The sequence below is a fragment of the Streptomyces sp. NPDC008238 genome (assembly GCF_042956445.1).
Lineage (GTDB): Bacteria > Actinomycetota > Actinomycetes > Streptomycetales > Streptomycetaceae > Actinacidiphila.
Genome location: NZ_JBIBGK010000023.1, coordinates 60,319 through 75,521, shown reverse-complemented (window position 1 = coordinate 75,521; position 15,203 = coordinate 60,319). Strand labels below are relative to the sequence as shown.

Annotated in this window: 13 protein-coding genes; 6 read left to right on the top strand and 7 right to left on the bottom strand. The window is 74.4% G+C overall.

Features of this window, described 5'->3' with window-relative positions; all coding sequences use genetic code 11:
• Positions 1 to 167: 167 nt before the first annotated feature.
• The gene (locus ACFZAU_RS32610; protein WP_500555160.1) at positions 168 to 761 is read left to right on the top strand and encodes a malonic semialdehyde reductase; all 594 of its coding nucleotides are present in this window, start codon (positions 168 to 170) and stop codon (positions 759 to 761) included.
• Between the two features lie 74 nt (positions 762 to 835).
• Here the strand turns inward: ACFZAU_RS32610 and ACFZAU_RS32605 are convergent, their stop codons facing one another.
• From ACFZAU_RS32605 to ACFZAU_RS32590, 4 genes are all read right to left on the bottom strand, one after another.
• Complete coding sequence (locus ACFZAU_RS32605; RefSeq protein ID WP_500555159.1) at positions 836 to 2,182, bottom strand: FUSC family protein; 1,347 nt, start codon at positions 2,180 to 2,182, stop codon at positions 836 to 838.
• 71 nt (positions 2,183 to 2,253) lie between these two features.
• Entirely contained in the window at positions 2,254 to 2,790 is a 537-nt protein-coding gene (locus ACFZAU_RS32600; RefSeq protein ID WP_500555158.1) for a hypothetical protein, read from the bottom strand.
• 181 nt (positions 2,791 to 2,971) lie between these two features.
• On the bottom strand, positions 2,972 to 3,532 hold the full coding sequence (locus tag ACFZAU_RS32595; RefSeq protein WP_500555157.1) for a hemerythrin domain-containing protein: 561 nt from the start codon (positions 3,530 to 3,532) through the stop codon (positions 2,972 to 2,974).
• 125 nt (positions 3,533 to 3,657) lie between these two features.
• Positions 3,658 to 5,751: a SpoIIE family protein phosphatase gene (locus tag ACFZAU_RS32590; RefSeq protein ID WP_500555156.1), complete on the bottom strand. Its 2,094-nt coding sequence runs from the start codon at positions 5,749 to 5,751 to the stop codon at positions 3,658 to 3,660.
• Positions 5,752 to 6,022: 271 nt separating this feature from the next.
• Here ACFZAU_RS32590 and ACFZAU_RS32585 point away from each other — a divergent pair, with 271 nt between their 5' ends.
• The gene (locus ACFZAU_RS32585; RefSeq protein ID WP_500555155.1) at positions 6,023 to 7,243 is read left to right on the top strand and encodes a DUF6777 domain-containing protein; all 1,221 of its coding nucleotides are present in this window, start codon (positions 6,023 to 6,025) and stop codon (positions 7,241 to 7,243) included.
• Positions 7,244 to 7,274: 31 nt separating this feature from the next.
• Here ACFZAU_RS32585 and ACFZAU_RS32580 read toward each other — a convergent pair whose 3' ends face one another.
• Both ACFZAU_RS32580 and ACFZAU_RS32575 read right to left on the bottom strand, forming a co-directional pair.
• Positions 7,275 to 8,855 (bottom strand): multicopper oxidase family protein, encoded by a 1,581-nt coding sequence (locus ACFZAU_RS32580; RefSeq protein ID WP_500555154.1) that lies wholly within the window; start codon positions 8,853 to 8,855, stop codon positions 7,275 to 7,277.
• Between the two features lie 169 nt (positions 8,856 to 9,024).
• Entirely contained in the window at positions 9,025 to 9,306 is a 282-nt protein-coding gene (locus tag ACFZAU_RS32575) for a DUF3040 domain-containing protein (protein WP_500555153.1), read from the bottom strand.
• A gap of 262 nt (positions 9,307 to 9,568) precedes the next feature.
• On the opposite strand from ACFZAU_RS32575, the gene ACFZAU_RS32570 reads away from it, so the two are divergent.
• Positions 9,569 to 10,531, top strand: a complete 963-nt coding sequence (locus tag ACFZAU_RS32570) for a HAMP domain-containing sensor histidine kinase (protein WP_500555152.1) — start codon at positions 9,569 to 9,571, stop codon at positions 10,529 to 10,531.
• Positions 10,528 to 11,187: a response regulator gene (locus ACFZAU_RS32565; protein WP_500555151.1), complete on the top strand. Its 660-nt coding sequence runs from the start codon at positions 10,528 to 10,530 to the stop codon at positions 11,185 to 11,187. Before ACFZAU_RS32570 ends, ACFZAU_RS32565 begins: the two co-directional genes overlap by 4 nt.
• 30 nt (positions 11,188 to 11,217) lie before the next feature.
• On the opposite strand, the gene ACFZAU_RS32560 is transcribed toward ACFZAU_RS32565, so the two are convergent.
• Positions 11,218 to 11,784 (bottom strand): type 1 glutamine amidotransferase domain-containing protein, encoded by a 567-nt coding sequence (locus tag ACFZAU_RS32560; protein ID WP_500555150.1) that lies wholly within the window; start codon positions 11,782 to 11,784, stop codon positions 11,218 to 11,220.
• 212 nt (positions 11,785 to 11,996) lie between these two features.
• Between ACFZAU_RS32560 and ACFZAU_RS32555 the strand changes: the two genes are divergently transcribed.
• The gene (locus ACFZAU_RS32555) at positions 11,997 to 14,069 is read left to right on the top strand and encodes a SpoIIE family protein phosphatase (RefSeq protein WP_500555149.1); all 2,073 of its coding nucleotides are present in this window, start codon (positions 11,997 to 11,999) and stop codon (positions 14,067 to 14,069) included.
• A gap of 121 nt (positions 14,070 to 14,190) precedes the next feature.
• Entirely contained in the window at positions 14,191 to 15,057 is an 867-nt protein-coding gene (locus ACFZAU_RS32550; protein WP_500555148.1) for a GNAT family N-acetyltransferase, read from the top strand.
• The last annotated feature ends 146 nt before the right edge of the window (positions 15,058 to 15,203 follow it).

Genomic DNA, 15,203 nt, shown 5'->3' with positions numbered 1-15,203 from the left:
GGCGCACGGAGCCGTGGGGCGGGGCCGGGACACGGTGTCACACGACCGGGGGGTCGTCCGGTCATGAACTACCGGAAGCGCCTCCTGGCTCCCGCCCCGGCGTTGTCGTCGTGGCCGGGTCCGGGTGGCGCGGTAGACCCAGCCCCCGACCGTCCCAGAGGTCCCCGATGACCCTCCGGCTCGACTCCGCCGCCCAGAACCTCCTCTTCCGCGAGGCGCGCACCGCCAACGCCTTCACCGGGGAGCCGGTGACCGACGAGCAGGTCCAGGCCGTGTACGACCTGGTCAAGTACGCCCCCACCGCCTACAACCAGCAGCCGCTGCGCATCGTGCTGGTGCGTTCCCCCGAGGCCCGCGAGCGCCTGGTGCGCCACATGAACGAGGGCAACCGGGCGAAGACCGCCGCGGCGCCGCTGGTCGCGGTCCTGGCCGCCGACAACGAGTTCCACGAGGAGCTGCCCGCCCAGTTCCCGGCCTTCCTGGAGGCCAACGAGGTGCTCTTCGCCGAGCGCCCGGTGCGCGAGGCGTCGGCGGCCTTCAACGCCGCGTTGCAGGTCGGCTACTTCATCCTCGGCGTGCGGGCGGCGGGGCTGGCCGCCGGCCCGATGACCGGCTTCGACGCGGACGCGGTCGACAAGGAGTTCTTCCCCGACGGCGACCACTCCGTGCTGGCCGTGGTCAACATCGGCGAGCCGGGCGAGAACGCCTGGCGCGAGCGCGGCCCACGCCTGCCGTACGACGAGGTCGTCACCACCGTCTGACGTCGGCCGTCCGCCGGTGCGACCGGCCGTCATCCCGAGCGCGACCGGCCGTCGCCCCGGCACGCGACCGGCCGTCACCCCGAGCGCGACCGGTCGCGCGCCGGGCGGCGCCGGTCGCCCGGCGCGCGGCCCGGCCGGTCCGCACGGGCCGAGGGCACCGGCGGCCGTCCCGCACGCGTGTCCCCGCCGGGCGCCCCGCGGCCGCGACGGCGGCGCCGTACGCGCTCGCCGCGGGCCACGAGGCGCAGCCTGGCCAGTACGGCGAAGCGTTCCTGCTGCGCCCGGGCGGCCTCGTCCAGCTCCTCCATCAGCCGGTGCGAACGGTGTTCCAGGGCCAGCTCGTCGAGGATGCGGTCCACCTCGGCGAGCAGCGAGCCGTGCAGCTGCCACGCCCCCGGGTGCTGCCGCACCCGCTCGAGCAGCATGTCGGCGACCTTCTCCCGGCTCGCGCGGGCCGCCGTCAGCTCCGCGGCCAGCCGGCCCTCGGCCTCCTCGGCGTTGCTGCTGACCTGCGTCGTGACCAGGACGGCAAAGCTGACGAGCGCCCCTCCGAGATGCCCGAAGAGTTCCTCCAGGGCGACCGCCACGTCGCGGTCGAACAACGGCTCGCCGGTGCCGCGCCGCTTGGCGAGGTCGGTCAGCGACCGCGCCATGACCCGCAGCACGACGACGCAGATCTCCAGGGTGTCCAGACCGGTCCTCAGCACCACCCGCGACAACAGGCCCTCCTTGACGCGGGGATTGAGCCGCAGGCTGTCCTCGGCCCGGCGCAGCGCGGTGTCGACCTCGGCCACGTCCTGGTCGAGGCGGCGCGCCTCGTGCAGCCGTGCCGCGGCCCGTTCCACCGTGGCGGGGGAGTCCAGTTCCTCCGCGCAGCACAGCAGGAGGTGGCGCATGCGGCGGGCCAGGTCCTCGAGGGACGCCCCGGCGGTCCCCACCCACACCGGCGGCGCGAACAGGACGTTGAGCAGCAGTCCCACCCCGGCCCCGATCAGGGTCTCCAGCACGCGGTCCCAGGCCTGCACCGTCAGCTGGCTCACCCCGAGCACCAGCATGGCGCTGATCGCCACCTCGTTGACGAACTCGTCGACCCGCACGAACTGCCCGATGACCAGCGCCGCGAGGATGATCAGCCCCAGGCTCCACCAGGTCAGCCCCACCAGCGCGCTGAATCCGACGGCGATCAGCACCCCGACCACCACGGAGTTCACCCGGCGGATGCCCGTCGTGAGCGTCGAGTAGAGCGTCACCTGCACGACGAGCAGGGCGGTGAGCGGCGCCGTCAGCGGGGCAGACTCGCTACTGACGTGCACGGCGATCACGTACGAGATGGTCGCGGCGACGGTCGCCCGCGCGGTCAGGGTGACGACCGGGTCCCGGCTGCGGCCGGCCAACCAGGTCACGGCATCACGTATAGGCATCTTCTGCCTTTTCCCGAACAAACATCGCGTACACCTGTGAACATCAACTTCTGGTGCACGGGAGCCGGTGGCTACGCCGCGGAGGTGTCCAGCGGCTCCGCGGCCAGCAGCGCGGCGAGTTCGGCGCGGTGCAGGCCGGCTATCGGGGCCACCAGGTCCGGGTGGCGGAGGAGGACGGACGCCGCGCGGTCGTGGGCGCCGGGGGAGGTGAGCCGGAGGGCGTCGCCCGCCAGGGAGGGGCCGTGCTCGGTGGCCGCCACGGCCGCCACGGCGGAGGCGGCCAGGGCCGGGTCGGAGAGCAGGCAGGCCGCCCAGCTCACGACGACCTCGTCCACCCAGGTCCGCCAGCCGGTGGCGGCCTCCCCCACGGCCTCGTGGTCGGCGCCGGTGCCGGAGACCCGGTCCAGCCGGTCCGCGCCGCCGGGGGCGAGCAGCCCGAGCAGGGCGGCGTCCAGTGCGGTCGGGTAGCGCAGGGCGGCGGCGACCATGGCGGCCTGGCGGGCCTGAGCCTCGGCCAGGGCACGGCTGAGCGCTCCGCCGGTCGCCGGGTAGGCGGACAGCAGCCACCGGGTGGCCGCGGCGATGACCGACGAGAACTCACTGTGCATGCCGGGCGGACCGTCCTCCGTGCGCGTGGATGCCGCGCCCGTCCGGTGCGCGGCGCGCCCAGCGTACGCAAAACCTCGCTTTCGCGACATGAGCCGCATCACGCCCGCGACCCGCGAGGACCCGGCGCAGGGTCCCGGAAGGGACGGGAACCCTGCGCCGCCGCCCGTGTGCGGCCGGAGGTCAGGACCGGCCGCGGCCGCTCACGAAGTCGCGGGCGCGGTCGACGAGGCCCGCACCCGGGGCGAGGATCTTGTTGGCGGGAGGGGTGTCCGGCGCGGCGGGGTGCGGGCGGGTGGGGGCGAGGGACTTGGCGCGGCGCACCTTGTCGCCGAGGTCGTCGAGCGCCTCGGGGGTGCACGCGTCACCGAGCAGGGGGAACAGCCTGCCCTCCTCGTCCTGGACGTGCGCGGTCACCTCGTCCATCAGCCGCATCAGCAGGGGGTGGAACCGGCCGTCGTGCGGCGGCAGCTGTTCCAGTTCCTTCAGCAGTTCCTCGATCCTGGCGTGGTCCGCGATCTCCTTGTCCGCGATGCGGTCCCCACCCTCGACGTGCTCGCGGACGGCCGGGTAGAGGTACTGCTCCTCCGCCACCGAGTGCCGCACCAGCTCGATGGTCACCTCGTCCACCAGCTCCCGCAGCGCCGGGTCGCCGGTCGACATCGACTGCATGCGGTCGAAGACCTCCTCGACCTCGCGGTGGTCGGCCAGCAGCTCAGCGATCACGTTTCCGCCGTGTCCCATTCCCTCACGCCTTTCCGTGCGGCAGTACGGCCCGGGCGTGCGCCGGGGCCGAACCCCATGCATTCCACCCTCCCGGTGCCGAGCCCACCGGGCGGGGCGGTCACCACCCGCCCGGCGGCACCTGTTCAGGGACGTGCGCGGGGCCGGCGGCGCGGGTCCGCGCGGGCGATCAGAAGAGCCACGTCGTCGTGGTCGTCCGCGCCGCGCAGCTCGCGCAGCAGCCGGTCGCAGGTCTCCTCCACCGAGGGGTCCGGGGTGCCGAGCAGGTCCACGAGCAGGGCGAGGCGTTCGTCGATCGGGTCGTCGCGGGTCTCCACCAGCCCGTCGGTGTACAGCACCAGGCGGTCACCGGGCGCCAGCGTGACGTCCGTGCTCTCGAACGCGACGCCGCCGACCCCCAGCGGCGTCCCTGTGGGCAGGTCGAGCAGCTGCGGTGAGCCGTCGCCGTGCACCAGGACCGGGGGCAGGTGCCCGGCAGTCGCCAGCCGGCACTCGGCGCTGCGCGCGTCATACAGGACGTACACGCAGGTCGCGATGTAAGGGTCGAGGCCGCGCGTGATCTTGTCGAGGTGGCCCAGCACCCTGGCGGGGTCCAGGTCCAGCTCGGCCAGCGTGGAGGTGGCGGTGCGCAGCCGCCCCATGGTGGTGGCGGCGTCGATGCCGCTGCCCATGACGTCGCCGACTACGAGCGCGGTCCGGTCGTCGTCGAGCGGGATGACGTCGTACCAGTCGCCGCCCACCTTGCTCGTGGCCTGCGCGGGGCGGTAGCGGGCGGCCACCTCCAGGCCGGGGTGGAAGGGCTGCGGCTCCGGGAGGAGGCTGCGCTGCAGGGTCTCGGCGGTGTCGCGCACCTGCTGGTACCAGCGCGCGTTGTCGATGCACACGGCCGCGCGTGCGGCGAGTTCGCAGGCGAGGGTCAGGTCGTCCTCGTCGAAGGAGGTGTCCGTGCGGGCCCGGCTCAGGCCCAGCACGCCCAGCACCTCGCCGCGGGCGATGAGCGGGACCGCCATGCACGAGTGGACGCCCGCCTCGGCGAGCAGCCGTGCCGACCCGGGGTCGGGACTGATGCGTTCGAGGTCCTGCCTGTCGGCACGGGCGATCATGTGCGGGCGCAGCGTGCGCACGCAACCGGCCGAGAGGTGGTCGGCGTGGTACGTGACGGCCTCGCCCGGGGCCGGGACGGCCCGGGTCGCGTCCGTCGGGTAGGCGCTCCGGACCGCGAGGGAGCGGAACACCGGCGGGTCCCGGTGCGGGGCGGTGCCGCGCCGGTCCAGGACGGCGTCGAGGATGTCGACCGCCGCGAGGTCCGCCAGGTCGGGCACGACGACCTCGACGAGTTCCCGTACCGTCCGCTCCACCTCCAGGGCGGTGCCGATCCGGGCGGACCCCTCGGCGATCATCGCCAGCCGGCGCCGGGCGCGGTCGGCCTCCGCGGCAGCGCGGTGCCGGTCGGTGATGTCGACGACGACCTCGGCGACGCCCAGCACGTGCCCGCGGTGGTCCTCCAGCCGGTACAGCGACACCGCCCACGCGTGCTCCTCGCGCGGCCCCGACGGCGCGTGGCCGACGATGTAGCGGTCGACCATCGGTACGCCCGACGCCAGCACCTGCCGCATCTCGGCCTCCACCGCCCGGAACTCGGGCCCGGGCAGGACGCCGCGGAAGGTGCGGCCGAGGTGGTCCCGGACCGGGATGCCGTGGAACCGGGCGAGCGCGGGGTTCAGGGAGAGGTACCGCAACCCGGTGTCCAGCACCGCGATGCCGATCGGCGACTGCGAGATCAGCCGGGTGGACAGGGCGACCTCCTGCTCCACCTCGCGCATGGTGGAGCGGTCGGTGGCGAGGCCGAGGATGTAGTGGTCGCCCAGGCTGTCCATCAGGCGCATGTTGCGGAACTCCACCAGCCGCCGGCTGCCGTCCCTGCGGCGGACCGGGAAGGACCCCGCCCAGCTCTCGCCGGTCTTCATGATCTCGGAGAACAGCCGGTCGACGAGCCTGCGGTGCGCGTCGTGCACCAGCAGGTGGGCGGCGTGTCGGCCGACCGCCTCCTGCGCCGTGTAGCCGAACAGCTCCTCGGCCTGCGGGCTCCACATGTCGACCCGGCCGTCACCCTGCAGGAGCACCGCGGCCACGCCCAGGAGGTCCATCAGTCCGCTCGGGCCCGTGGAGACCTCGTCCTGCCCCTCCGGGCCGGTCGTGTGCCGATCCGCGTCGTCCATGGTGGGGGCCTCTTCCGCCTGCCGTTCCGGCCGGTCGGTCCGCCGTCCCCGCCGCCCTTGCCGGTGGGATTCCATGGTCCCCCCGCAGCCGTGGCGGCGCACCCCTCGCGGCGGCCCGGTACGGGGCCCGCGGCGCGCCCCGTCACGGCACACGTCGGCTTGCGGGGACCGCGAGGAAGACGCACACAATGGTCAGCAGGTGGGGCTTCTGACGCGGCCGGCGGCACCGTCCGTCCTGCGTGCCGGTCCGGGACCAGTGGAGGAAAGCCCTGTGAGTGTTCTACCGCCCTCGCTCGCGCGCCCCGAGGGCCCGCCCGCCGGTCCGCTGTCCGGCCCGGACGGAACGGACGAGGGCAGGCCCCCCGGCCAGGACCCGCCCGGGCGGCGGCGCCGGACCCCGACGGTCGTCGTGGGGGAGCCGCCCCCGCCACCGGGCGAACCGCCGGACGACGGCGGAGGCGGCGGTGGCGGCGACGGCGATGGCCCCGGACGTCCGTGGTGGCGCTCGGTGCCCAAGGTGGCGCTGCTCACCGCGGCCGTGGTGGCCGCGGTGGCCCTCGCCGTGGTGTACACCCGGCCCGGCGGGGTGTCGGGCGGCAAGCCCGGCGAGCTGTTCCTGCAGACCGCGGGCAGCGCGGGACCCGACCCGTTCACGCGGTCGACGGCCGAGGGGACCGCCGCCCCTTCGGCGCCGCCGGCCCTGCCGACCCCGTCGGCCACGGGGGGCACCGTGCGGCAGGTATACAGCGGCAGCACGCCGGGACTGTACGGCGGCACGCGCGACGTCGCGAGCTGCGACGTGGAGAAGCAGGTCAGCGCCCTGTCCGCGGACCCCTCGAAGAACAAGGCGTTCGCCAGAGTGCTGGGCCTCACGCCGTCCGAGGTGCCGGCCTACCTGCGGGACCTGACCCCGCTCCAGCTCCGCGCCGACACCCGGGTCACCAACCACGGCTACCGCGGCGGCCGGCCCACCGCCTTCCAGTCGGTGCTGCAGGCCGGGACCGCGGTCCTGGTGGACGACCGGGGCCTGCCCCGGGTGCGCTGCGCCTGCGGCAATCCGCTGACCCGGCCGGTCGAGCAGAAGGACGGCGCCGACACCGTCGGCCAGGCGTGGCCCGGCTACCAGCCGTCCAGGACGGTGGTGGTGGCGCCGGCGTCCCGGCCGGTGAAGGAGTTCGTGGTGCGCGACCCCGCAGGCGGCCAGTGGTTCACCCGGGACAGCGGCGACGGCAAGGCCACCGGCGACGAACGGACGACGGCGCCGCAGAGCGTGCCGTCCGGCAGCCCGCCGGGTTCCCCCGGGGGTTCGGCGGCGGCCTCCGCCACGCCCACGGGGGAACGGGGCGGGACCGCCCCGCAGTCCCCGCCGCCCGGTACGGGCCCCGCCCCGCGCACCCCCGGGCCCGGAACGCCCGCACCTCCGGGAGGGGAGAGTCCCCCGCCCGGCGGTACGGGCCCCGGACAGCCGTCCGGCCCGGCCGCGTCCAGGTGACGCCTGCCGGGCCGGCACCGGTGCCCCGGTCTCAGTACGTGGTGAAGTCCGCCATCATCGCCATGTCCTCGTGCTCGAGGTTGTGGCAGTGGATCATGAACTTGCCCGTGTAGTCCGTGAAACGGACCGCCACCTCGACGGTCTCGCCCGGGCCCGTCGCCACCGTGTCCTTCCACCCCGCGTCGAACGCCCCCGGCTTCTTGCCGTTGCGGGACAGCACCCGGAACGCGTCGAGGTGCACGTGGACCGAGTGGAAGAACACCGAGGTGAACTTCCAGATCTCGACCGAGCCGAGCTTCACGTTGGCCAGTGCGCGGCCGGGCTTGTACGGCAGGTCGTTGATCGTCCAGCCGTCACGCGAGTGCCGGAAGGCGAAGGTGCGGTGCGCCACGGCCTTGCTGGGGTCGAGCACGGTCGCCGGGTGGCGCGACAGCCGGTTGGGGATGTGGCTGTCGTCGTGCGGCTTCCGGGACGACGGCGAGACGTCGAAGCGCATGACCTGCGCGGTGCTGCCGCTGCCGTACCGGTTGACCAGGCGCACCTTGGTGCCGGGCCGGTAGCGGGCGAAGTCCACGACGATGTCGAAGCGTTCGGCGGGGGCGATGCGCAGGCTGTCGTGCGCCAGCGGGCGGCCCAGCAGTCCGCCGTCGCTGCCGATCTGCAGCAGGCCCTTGCCGCCGGGCGGCGGGGGGTCCAGCTCCAGGCGGAAGTCCCGGACGTTGCAGCCGTTGAGGAACCGCAGCCGGTAGCGCTGCCGCTTGACCCGGTGCACCGGCCACGGGGCGCCGTTGACCAGGATGACGTCGCCCATCATGCCGAAGTGGTGCGCGTGCACGACGCCCGGCTTGTGCATGCCCGAGTCGACCGCGGGGTAGAGCAGCGACCCGTTCTCGCCGAACGCCCGGTCGGCGAGCAGCAGCGGGATGTCGCGGGAGCCGCGCGGCAGGTCGAGCGCGTCCTCCTCGTCGTCCGTCAGCAGGTGGAACCCGGCGAGGCCGCGGTACACCGCCGGGCCCGTGTAGCCCATGCGGTGGTCGTGGTACCAGAGCGTCGCGGCGCGCTGCAGCATCGGGTAGGTGTAGCTGCGCTGGCCGTGGCTCATGCGGCCGGACGAGCCGTGCATCTCGGGCATGCCCGCCATCGCGTCGTCGTACGACATGCGGCTGCCGACCGGCATCGTCAGGTCGATCGGGTAGCCGTCGCTCTCCTCGGGCGTGTGGCCGCCGTGCAGGTGCACGACGGTCGGCTGGGGCAGCTCGTTGCGGTGCGTGACGACCGTGGTGCGCCCCGAGCGGGAGAGGATCGTGGGCCCGGGGAAGTAGCCGTCGTACGTCCAGCAACTGGTGCGCAGTCCCGGGAGGATCTCCAGCTTCGCCGCGCGCTGGGTCATGTTGTAGTAGTCGGTCGTCGGGGTCCGCAGCGTGGGCTGGAGGACCGGCGGGATCGGCAGGGGTACCTGGTACGGGCGGGGGAGCCGGGCCTTGCTCCGCAGGACCCCGCCCGGTGGTACATCGGCAAGCGGTGTGCCCGCCCATGCCCTGCTCGTCGCGCCCGCCCCTACGACGGCCGCCCCCGCGGCGAGAAAACGGCGCCTGCCGATGCCTTCGATCACGTAGGGCTCCCAAATGTGACGATTTGCGCAATTTTACGGTCGGCGACACAATAGCCCGCCCGAGCCGTGCGCAACGGCGCCACACGCGGGCCCCGCGAACAACCTCGGACCGGCCCGGCGCCCGTCCGGCCCGCCTTCCCGCCGTCCGGCCCGCCGCCCGGCGCCCGGATCAGGGACGTCGGCGGGCCCGTCCCACGACGTCGTGCCGGGGGTCGAGCACCGCCGCGCCGACGCCGGCCAGGACCAGCCCGGCCGCCAGCAGCAACCCTTGTGGCAGCACGATGCCGATCAGGATCCAGGCGAGCGCGACGGTCAGCAGGAACCAGCCCGTCCGCCGCCGGTACTCACGCGGCGCGCAGGGGCGGCCGGTCCGCAACCCCTCGACGAAGCGGGGGTCCGTGCGCCTCGTCTCGGCCGCGATGTCCTCGATGGCCTTGCGCGGGTGCGGCATGGTGTCCTCCTCCCGGAGACGGTGGGCCCTGTCACGTCCACCGTCGCCCGCGCCCGCCCGCGGAACCATCGGGTCCGGCACCCAATCCCGCGGTCCGGAAATGGGTGCCGGCCCCGATGGCGGCCACCCCCCGGGCCGGGGCAGGCTGGAAGCGGGACCCGGGTGCCCACCACCCGCGGCAAGAGGAGCGCGGCGTTCCCGCCCGGGCGTCACCGCGGTGCCGGCGGACGGTGGGGGTGGCCCCCCGGAGGAAGGCGGGACCATGTCGCTGTACTGGCGGATCTTCCTGCTGAACGGCGCGGTGCTGGTCGTCGCCACGGTCCTGCTGCTCGGGCCCGTTACCGTCTCCACCCCCGTCCTGCTGGGCGAGGCGCTGGTGATCGGCGTGGGACTGGCCGCGATGCTCGGCGCCAACGCCCTGCTGCTGCGGGTCGGCCTCGCGCCGCTGCAGCGGCTGAGCCGGGCGATGAACTCCGCCGACCTGCTCCGTCCCGGCGGCCGCCCCGCCGTCACCGGATCCGGGGAGGTGTCCGCACTCATCACGACGTTCAACGCCATGCTCGACCGCCTGGAGACCGAACGCGCCACCACCAGCGCCCGCGTGCTGTCCGCGCAGGAGGCCGAACGGCAGCGCATCGCCCGGGAACTCCACGACGAGGTCGGCCAGACCCTCACCGCCGTCGTCCTGCAGCTGGGACGCAGCGCGGACCTGGCCCCCGGACCCCTGGGCGACGACCTGCGGCAGGTGCAGGAGACCACCCGCGCCGGGCTCGACGAGATCCGCCGCATCGCGCGGCGGCTGCGCCCCGGCGTCCTGGAGGAACTCGGCCTGCGCAGCGCCCTGCGCGCCCTGGCCGGGGAGTTCTCCACCCCCGGGCTCACGGTCGTCGACGTGGACCATTCGGCGCCGGCCCTCCCGGCGCTCGACCACGAGACCGAGCTGGTGCTCTACCGGGTGGCCCAGGAGGCCGTCACCAACGCGGCCCGGCACTCGGGCGCGGACCGGGTGGAGATCCACCTGGGCGCCGTCCCCGGGGGCGGCGCCGAGCTGCTCGTCCGGGACAACGGCAAGGGCCTCGGCCAGGTCCCCGAAGGTGCCGGGATGCGCGGCATGCGCGAACGGGCCCTGCTCATCGGCGCCGCGCTGACCGTGGGCGCCGCCCCCGGCGGCGGCACCGACGTCCGTCTCGACGTACCCGCGCCGCCGGCGGACGGCCCCCGATGACCGCCCCGCCCCCCACCCGCATCCTCCTCGCCGACGACCACGCGCTGGTGCGGCGGGGGGTCCGGCTGATCCTCGACGGCGAACCCGACCTGACCGTCGTCGCCGAGGCCGGCGACGGCGCCGAAGCCGTCGCCAAGGCCCGCGCCGCGCCCGTCGACCTGGCCGTCCTGGACATCGCCATGCCCCGCATGACCGGCCTGCAGGCCGCCAGGGAACTGAGCAGGCTCCGCCCCGGCCTGCGCATCCTCATCCTGACGATGTACGACAACGAGCAGTACTTCTTCGAGGCCCTCAAGGCCGGGGCCAGCGGATACGTCCTGAAGTCCGTCGCCGACCGCGACCTGGTAGAGGCCTGCCGGGCCGCCGTGCGCGACGAGCCGTTCATCTACCCGGGCGCCGTCACCACCCTGATCCGCAGCTACCTCGAACGCGCCCGTCAGGGCGAGCCCCTGCCCGCCCGCGCCATCACCGAACGCGAGGAGGAGATCCTCAAGCTCGTCGCCGAGGGCCACACGTCCCAGGAGATCGCCGGCCTGCTCTTCATCAGCGTCAAGACGGTCGAGCGCCACCGCGCCAACCTCCTGCAGAAGCTCGGTCTGCGCGACCGCCTCCAGCTCACCCGCTACGCGATCCGGGCCGGACTCATCGAGCCCTGACCCCGCCCTGACCCCGGCCGCCGGGCTGCCTCACGCCCCGGCGAGGACCTTGTCGACCTCACCCAGGAAGGCGTCCAGGTCCCTCGGCGTGCGCGAGGTGACCAGCGGGTACCCGGCGGAGGCGTCGCTCACCACCGGCTCGTCGACCCAGGACGCGGCGCCCGCGTTGAGCAGGTCCGTCCGCACCGAGGCGTACGAGGTGAGCGTCTTGCCCTTCGCCACGCCCGCCTCGACCAGCGCCCACGGGCCGTGGCAGATCGCCGCGATCGGACGCCCCGACGAGGCGAACGCCCGCACGACGTCCATCGCCCTGCCCTGCAGCCGCAGGTTGTCGGCGTTGATCGTCCCGCCCGGGATGAGCAGCAGGTCGAAACCGGCGGGGTCCACCTCGTCGAGGGTGGTGTCCGGTTCCACGACCTTGCCCGGGTCCTTGTCGCCGACCAGTGTCTGTACGACGTCCCGCCGCGTCGCCGCGACGGTCACGTCGGCGCCCTTCTCACGGAGGTGCTCGACGGGGACGACCAGTTCGTCCTGCTCGACCCCGTAATTGCTGACGACCGCCAGGACGCGGCGGCCGCCCGGAAACTCTGCAGCCATGGGTTTTCCTCTTCTGTGCCTTATATGCCTTCTGTGCATTCTGCGCGCTTCTTGTGCGAAATAGGCACCTGCCCGGGAGTCGGCCGGGGAAACGTGGCCTACGGGCCGCCCGGCCGGCGACGAGCAGGACTCACTCGCCGCAGCCGGGGTAGGCGGACGGTCGGAAAGCGAGGAAGGGATCGGCGAAGGGGCGGGCGAAGAGGGAGCCTGCGATGAGCGAAGCGCGGCAGCCGCTCGGCGCCGATCAGCTCGAGGCCAGGGCACTCGGCCCCAGTGGACTCATGGACCTGCTGGGAGTCGCCGCGGTCCTGCTCGAGTCGGACGGGCGCATCGACATGTGGAGCCCGCAGGCGGAGCAACTGTTCGGCTACTCCGCGGGTGAGGCGGTCGGCCGTTACGCGGCGCCGCTGCTCGTCCGGCCCGAGCACCGCGACGACGCCATGAAGTTGTTCACCGAGGTGCTCGAGACCGGCCGCAGCTGGTCGGGGGCGTTTCCCGTGCGCCACAAGGACGGTTCGACCCGGCTGGCGGAGTTCCGCAACGTCCGACTGACGGACAGCCGCGGCCGCGTCTACGCCCTGGGGATAGCCACCGACCGCCCCGTGCTGCAACGGCTGGAACGCGGCCTCGCCCTCTCGCTCCAACTGGTCGCCCAGTCCCCGATCGGGCTCGCGGTGCTCGACACCTCGCTGCGCTACCTGTCCGTCAACCCCGCCCTCGCCAGGATGCACGGCATGACGGAGGGCGACCACATCGGGCGCCGCTTCCGCGAGGTGCTCCCCGGGCCCAGGTTCCGGATGGCCGAGGACGCGCTCCGGCAGGTCCTGCGCACCGGCACCCCGATCGTCGACCGGTACGTCGTCGGCCGCACGGCCGCCGACCCCACCGCCGACCGGGCCTGGTCGGTGTCCTACTTCCGGCTGGAGGACCGCAACGGGAACGTCCTGGGCATCGCCACCTCCGTGGTGGACGTCACCGACCGGCACCGCACCGCCCAGGAGGCCGACCGGGCCAGGCGGCGGCTCGCCGTGATCGCCGACAGCTCCGCCCGCATCGGCACGTCCCTCGAGGTGGAGGACACCGCCCGCGAACTCGTCGACGTCGTCGTCCCCGAGCTGGCCGACTTCGCCGCGGTCGACGTCCTCGACTCCGCGCTGCGCGACGACGGCGGTGAGCCCGGCCTCGACCGCCCCCGCTTCCGCGCGCTCTCCTCCAAGTGCGTCGACGCCGGTGACGCGGCCGGCGCCTTCGGCAGGGCCGGCCGGCTCGTCAGCTACGCCCCCGACCACCTCGCCGCGCGGTGCCTGGACACCGGCCGCCCGGGCCTGATCACCCACGCCGACGAGCGGAGCCTGGTACGTGTCGCCCGTGACCCCGACGCCGCATCGCTGCTGGCCCGCGCGGGCGTCCACACGGCCATGGCGGTCCCGCTCATCGCCCGGGGCGTGATCCTGGGCGTCCTCGGCCTGGCCCGCGCCGGCACCCCCCAGCCCTTCGACGAGGACGACCAGACCCTCGCCGGCGAACTGGCCTCCCGCGCCGCGGTGTCCATCGACAACGCCCGCCTCCACCAGCAACTGCGCAGCACCGCCGAGACCCTGCAGCGCAGCCTCCTGCCGCAGCTCCCGCCCGCCCACCCCCGCCTCGAACTCGCCGCCCGCTACTGCGCGGCCCAGGCCAGCAGCGAGGTGGGGGGCGACTGGTACGACGTCATCCCCTTCGACGACGGCCGGGTCGCCCTCGTCGTCGGCGACGTCATGGGCAGCGGCGTCCCCGCGGCGACCACCATGGGACGGCTCCGCACCGCCACCTCCACCCTCGCCGGCCTCGACCTCGACCCCGCCCAGGTCCTCGGCCACCTCGACCGGATCACCCACGGGCTCGACCCCTACATCGCGACCTGCGTCTACGCGGTCCACGACCCCGCGCGCGGGGTCTGCCACCTCGCCAACGCCGGCCACCTGCCCCCGGTCGTCGTCCGCGCGGGCAAGCGCCCCGAACTGCTCGACCTGCCCACCGGCACCCCGCTGGGGGTGGTCGGCGGCGTGCCCTTCGAGAGCACCACCGTCGACCTCGTCCCGGGCGACCGCCTCGTCCTCTACACCGACGGCCTGGTCGAGACCCGCGACCGCGCCATCGACGAACGCCTCGACGACCTGCTCCGCCTCCTCGACGCCCCCGACGAGCCGGTCGAGGAGACCTGCGACCGCCTCCTCGCGGCCCTGCGCCACCCCGCCGACCGTGACGACGTGGCCCTCCTCATCGCGCGCCCGAAGGACGTGTGACGAAGCGCAGGGCAGCGCAGAGCTCGCCGTCCACCGGGGGCAAGGCCCCGCCGCGATCGACGGGGCCGCGCCCCGCGAAACCGGGGTGCGGGACGGCGGTGCGGTGGTGTGGGATCGGGGCATGGCGATCGTGGTGGGCAGGCCGGGAGCCGACGGGCTGGGCGCGGCCGTGGGCGCGCTGGGGGAGTGGCAGTACGAGGGGGCGCCGATGCAACTGCACCCAGGGGACGTGGGCTGGTTCTGGCGGTTCGGCGCGGAGGCGACGGCCGCGGCGGTACGGACCTGGAGCCGGGGCGGACGGATCCTCGCCGTCGGACTGCTGGACGGTGCCGGCCTGTTGCGGCTGACCCTCGCGCCGGACGTCCTGCGGGACGAGGAGCTGGCGCGGCAGGTCGTCGCGGACGTGACCGACCCCGGACGCGGCGTGCTGAGGGCGGGCGAGGCGTACGTCGAGGCCCCGGCGGGCGCGCTGGTCCAGGATCTGCTCGCCGAGGCCGGCTGGGACACCGACGAGCCGTGGACGCCGCTGCGCCGTGACCTCACGCAGCCGGTGGAGGACCCGGGCGTGCGGATCGAGGTGACCGGGCCGGGGCGGGCCGGCGTGCGGGCCGCCGTGCAACGGGCCGCGTTCGAGGCGTCGACGTTCACGGAGGAGCGCTGGCACGCGATGGCGGGCGGGCTGCCGTACGCCGGCGCCCGGTGCCTGGTCGCCCACGACCACCGGGGTGACGCGGTGGCGGCGGTGACGGTGTGGTCGGCCGGCCCGGGGCGGCCAGGGCTGCTCGAGCCGATGGGCGTCCACCGGGAACACCGCGGGAACGGCTACGGTACGGCGATCAGTGTCGCCGCCGCGGCCGCGCTGCGGGAACTCGGCTCGTCGAGCGCGATCGTCTGCACGCCCAGTTCAAATGCCGTCGCCGTCGCGACCTACACCGCGGCGGGCTTCCGGCCGCGCCCCGAGGTCAGGGACCGGCGCAGGGACGCGTAGCCGGTCGCGGCCGTCGAGGCGGGCGCGTGCCGCTGACGGGCCGGGCCAGAAAACCCGTTGGTGGAACGGCGCGGGCGTTGCTACTCTCCCCGAGGCCGTGCGAGAGAACCAGGAGGTGGTACCCGTGAACATCATGTCGACGTGGG

Coding starts and splice junctions, on each gene's coding strand:
- ACFZAU_RS32575 (WP_500555153.1), bottom strand. CDS start 9,306: ATGCCGCACCCGCGCAAGGCCATCGAGGACATCGCGGCCGAGACGAGG.
- ACFZAU_RS32600 (WP_500555158.1), bottom strand. CDS start 2,790: ATGCACAGTGAGTTCTCGTCGGTCATCGCCGCGGCCACCCGGTGGCTG.
- ACFZAU_RS32565 (WP_500555151.1), top strand. CDS start 10,528: ATGACCGCCCCGCCCCCCACCCGCATCCTCCTCGCCGACGACCACGCG.
- ACFZAU_RS32560 (WP_500555150.1), bottom strand. CDS start 11,784: ATGGCTGCAGAGTTTCCGGGCGGCCGCCGCGTCCTGGCGGTCGTCAGC.
- ACFZAU_RS32590 (WP_500555156.1), bottom strand. CDS start 5,751: ATGGACGACGCGGATCGGCACACGACCGGCCCGGAGGGGCAGGACGAG.
- ACFZAU_RS32550 (WP_500555148.1), top strand. CDS start 14,191: ATGGCGATCGTGGTGGGCAGGCCGGGAGCCGACGGGCTGGGCGCGGCC.
- ACFZAU_RS32595 (WP_500555157.1), bottom strand. CDS start 3,532: ATGGGACACGGCGGAAACGTGATCGCTGAGCTGCTGGCCGACCACCGC.
- ACFZAU_RS32605 (WP_500555159.1), bottom strand. CDS start 2,182: ATGCCTATACGTGATGCCGTGACCTGGTTGGCCGGCCGCAGCCGGGAC.
- ACFZAU_RS32610 (WP_500555160.1), top strand. CDS start 168: ATGACCCTCCGGCTCGACTCCGCCGCCCAGAACCTCCTCTTCCGCGAG.
- ACFZAU_RS32570 (WP_500555152.1), top strand. CDS start 9,569: ATGTCGCTGTACTGGCGGATCTTCCTGCTGAACGGCGCGGTGCTGGTC.
- ACFZAU_RS32555 (WP_500555149.1), top strand. CDS start 11,997: ATGAGCGAAGCGCGGCAGCCGCTCGGCGCCGATCAGCTCGAGGCCAGG.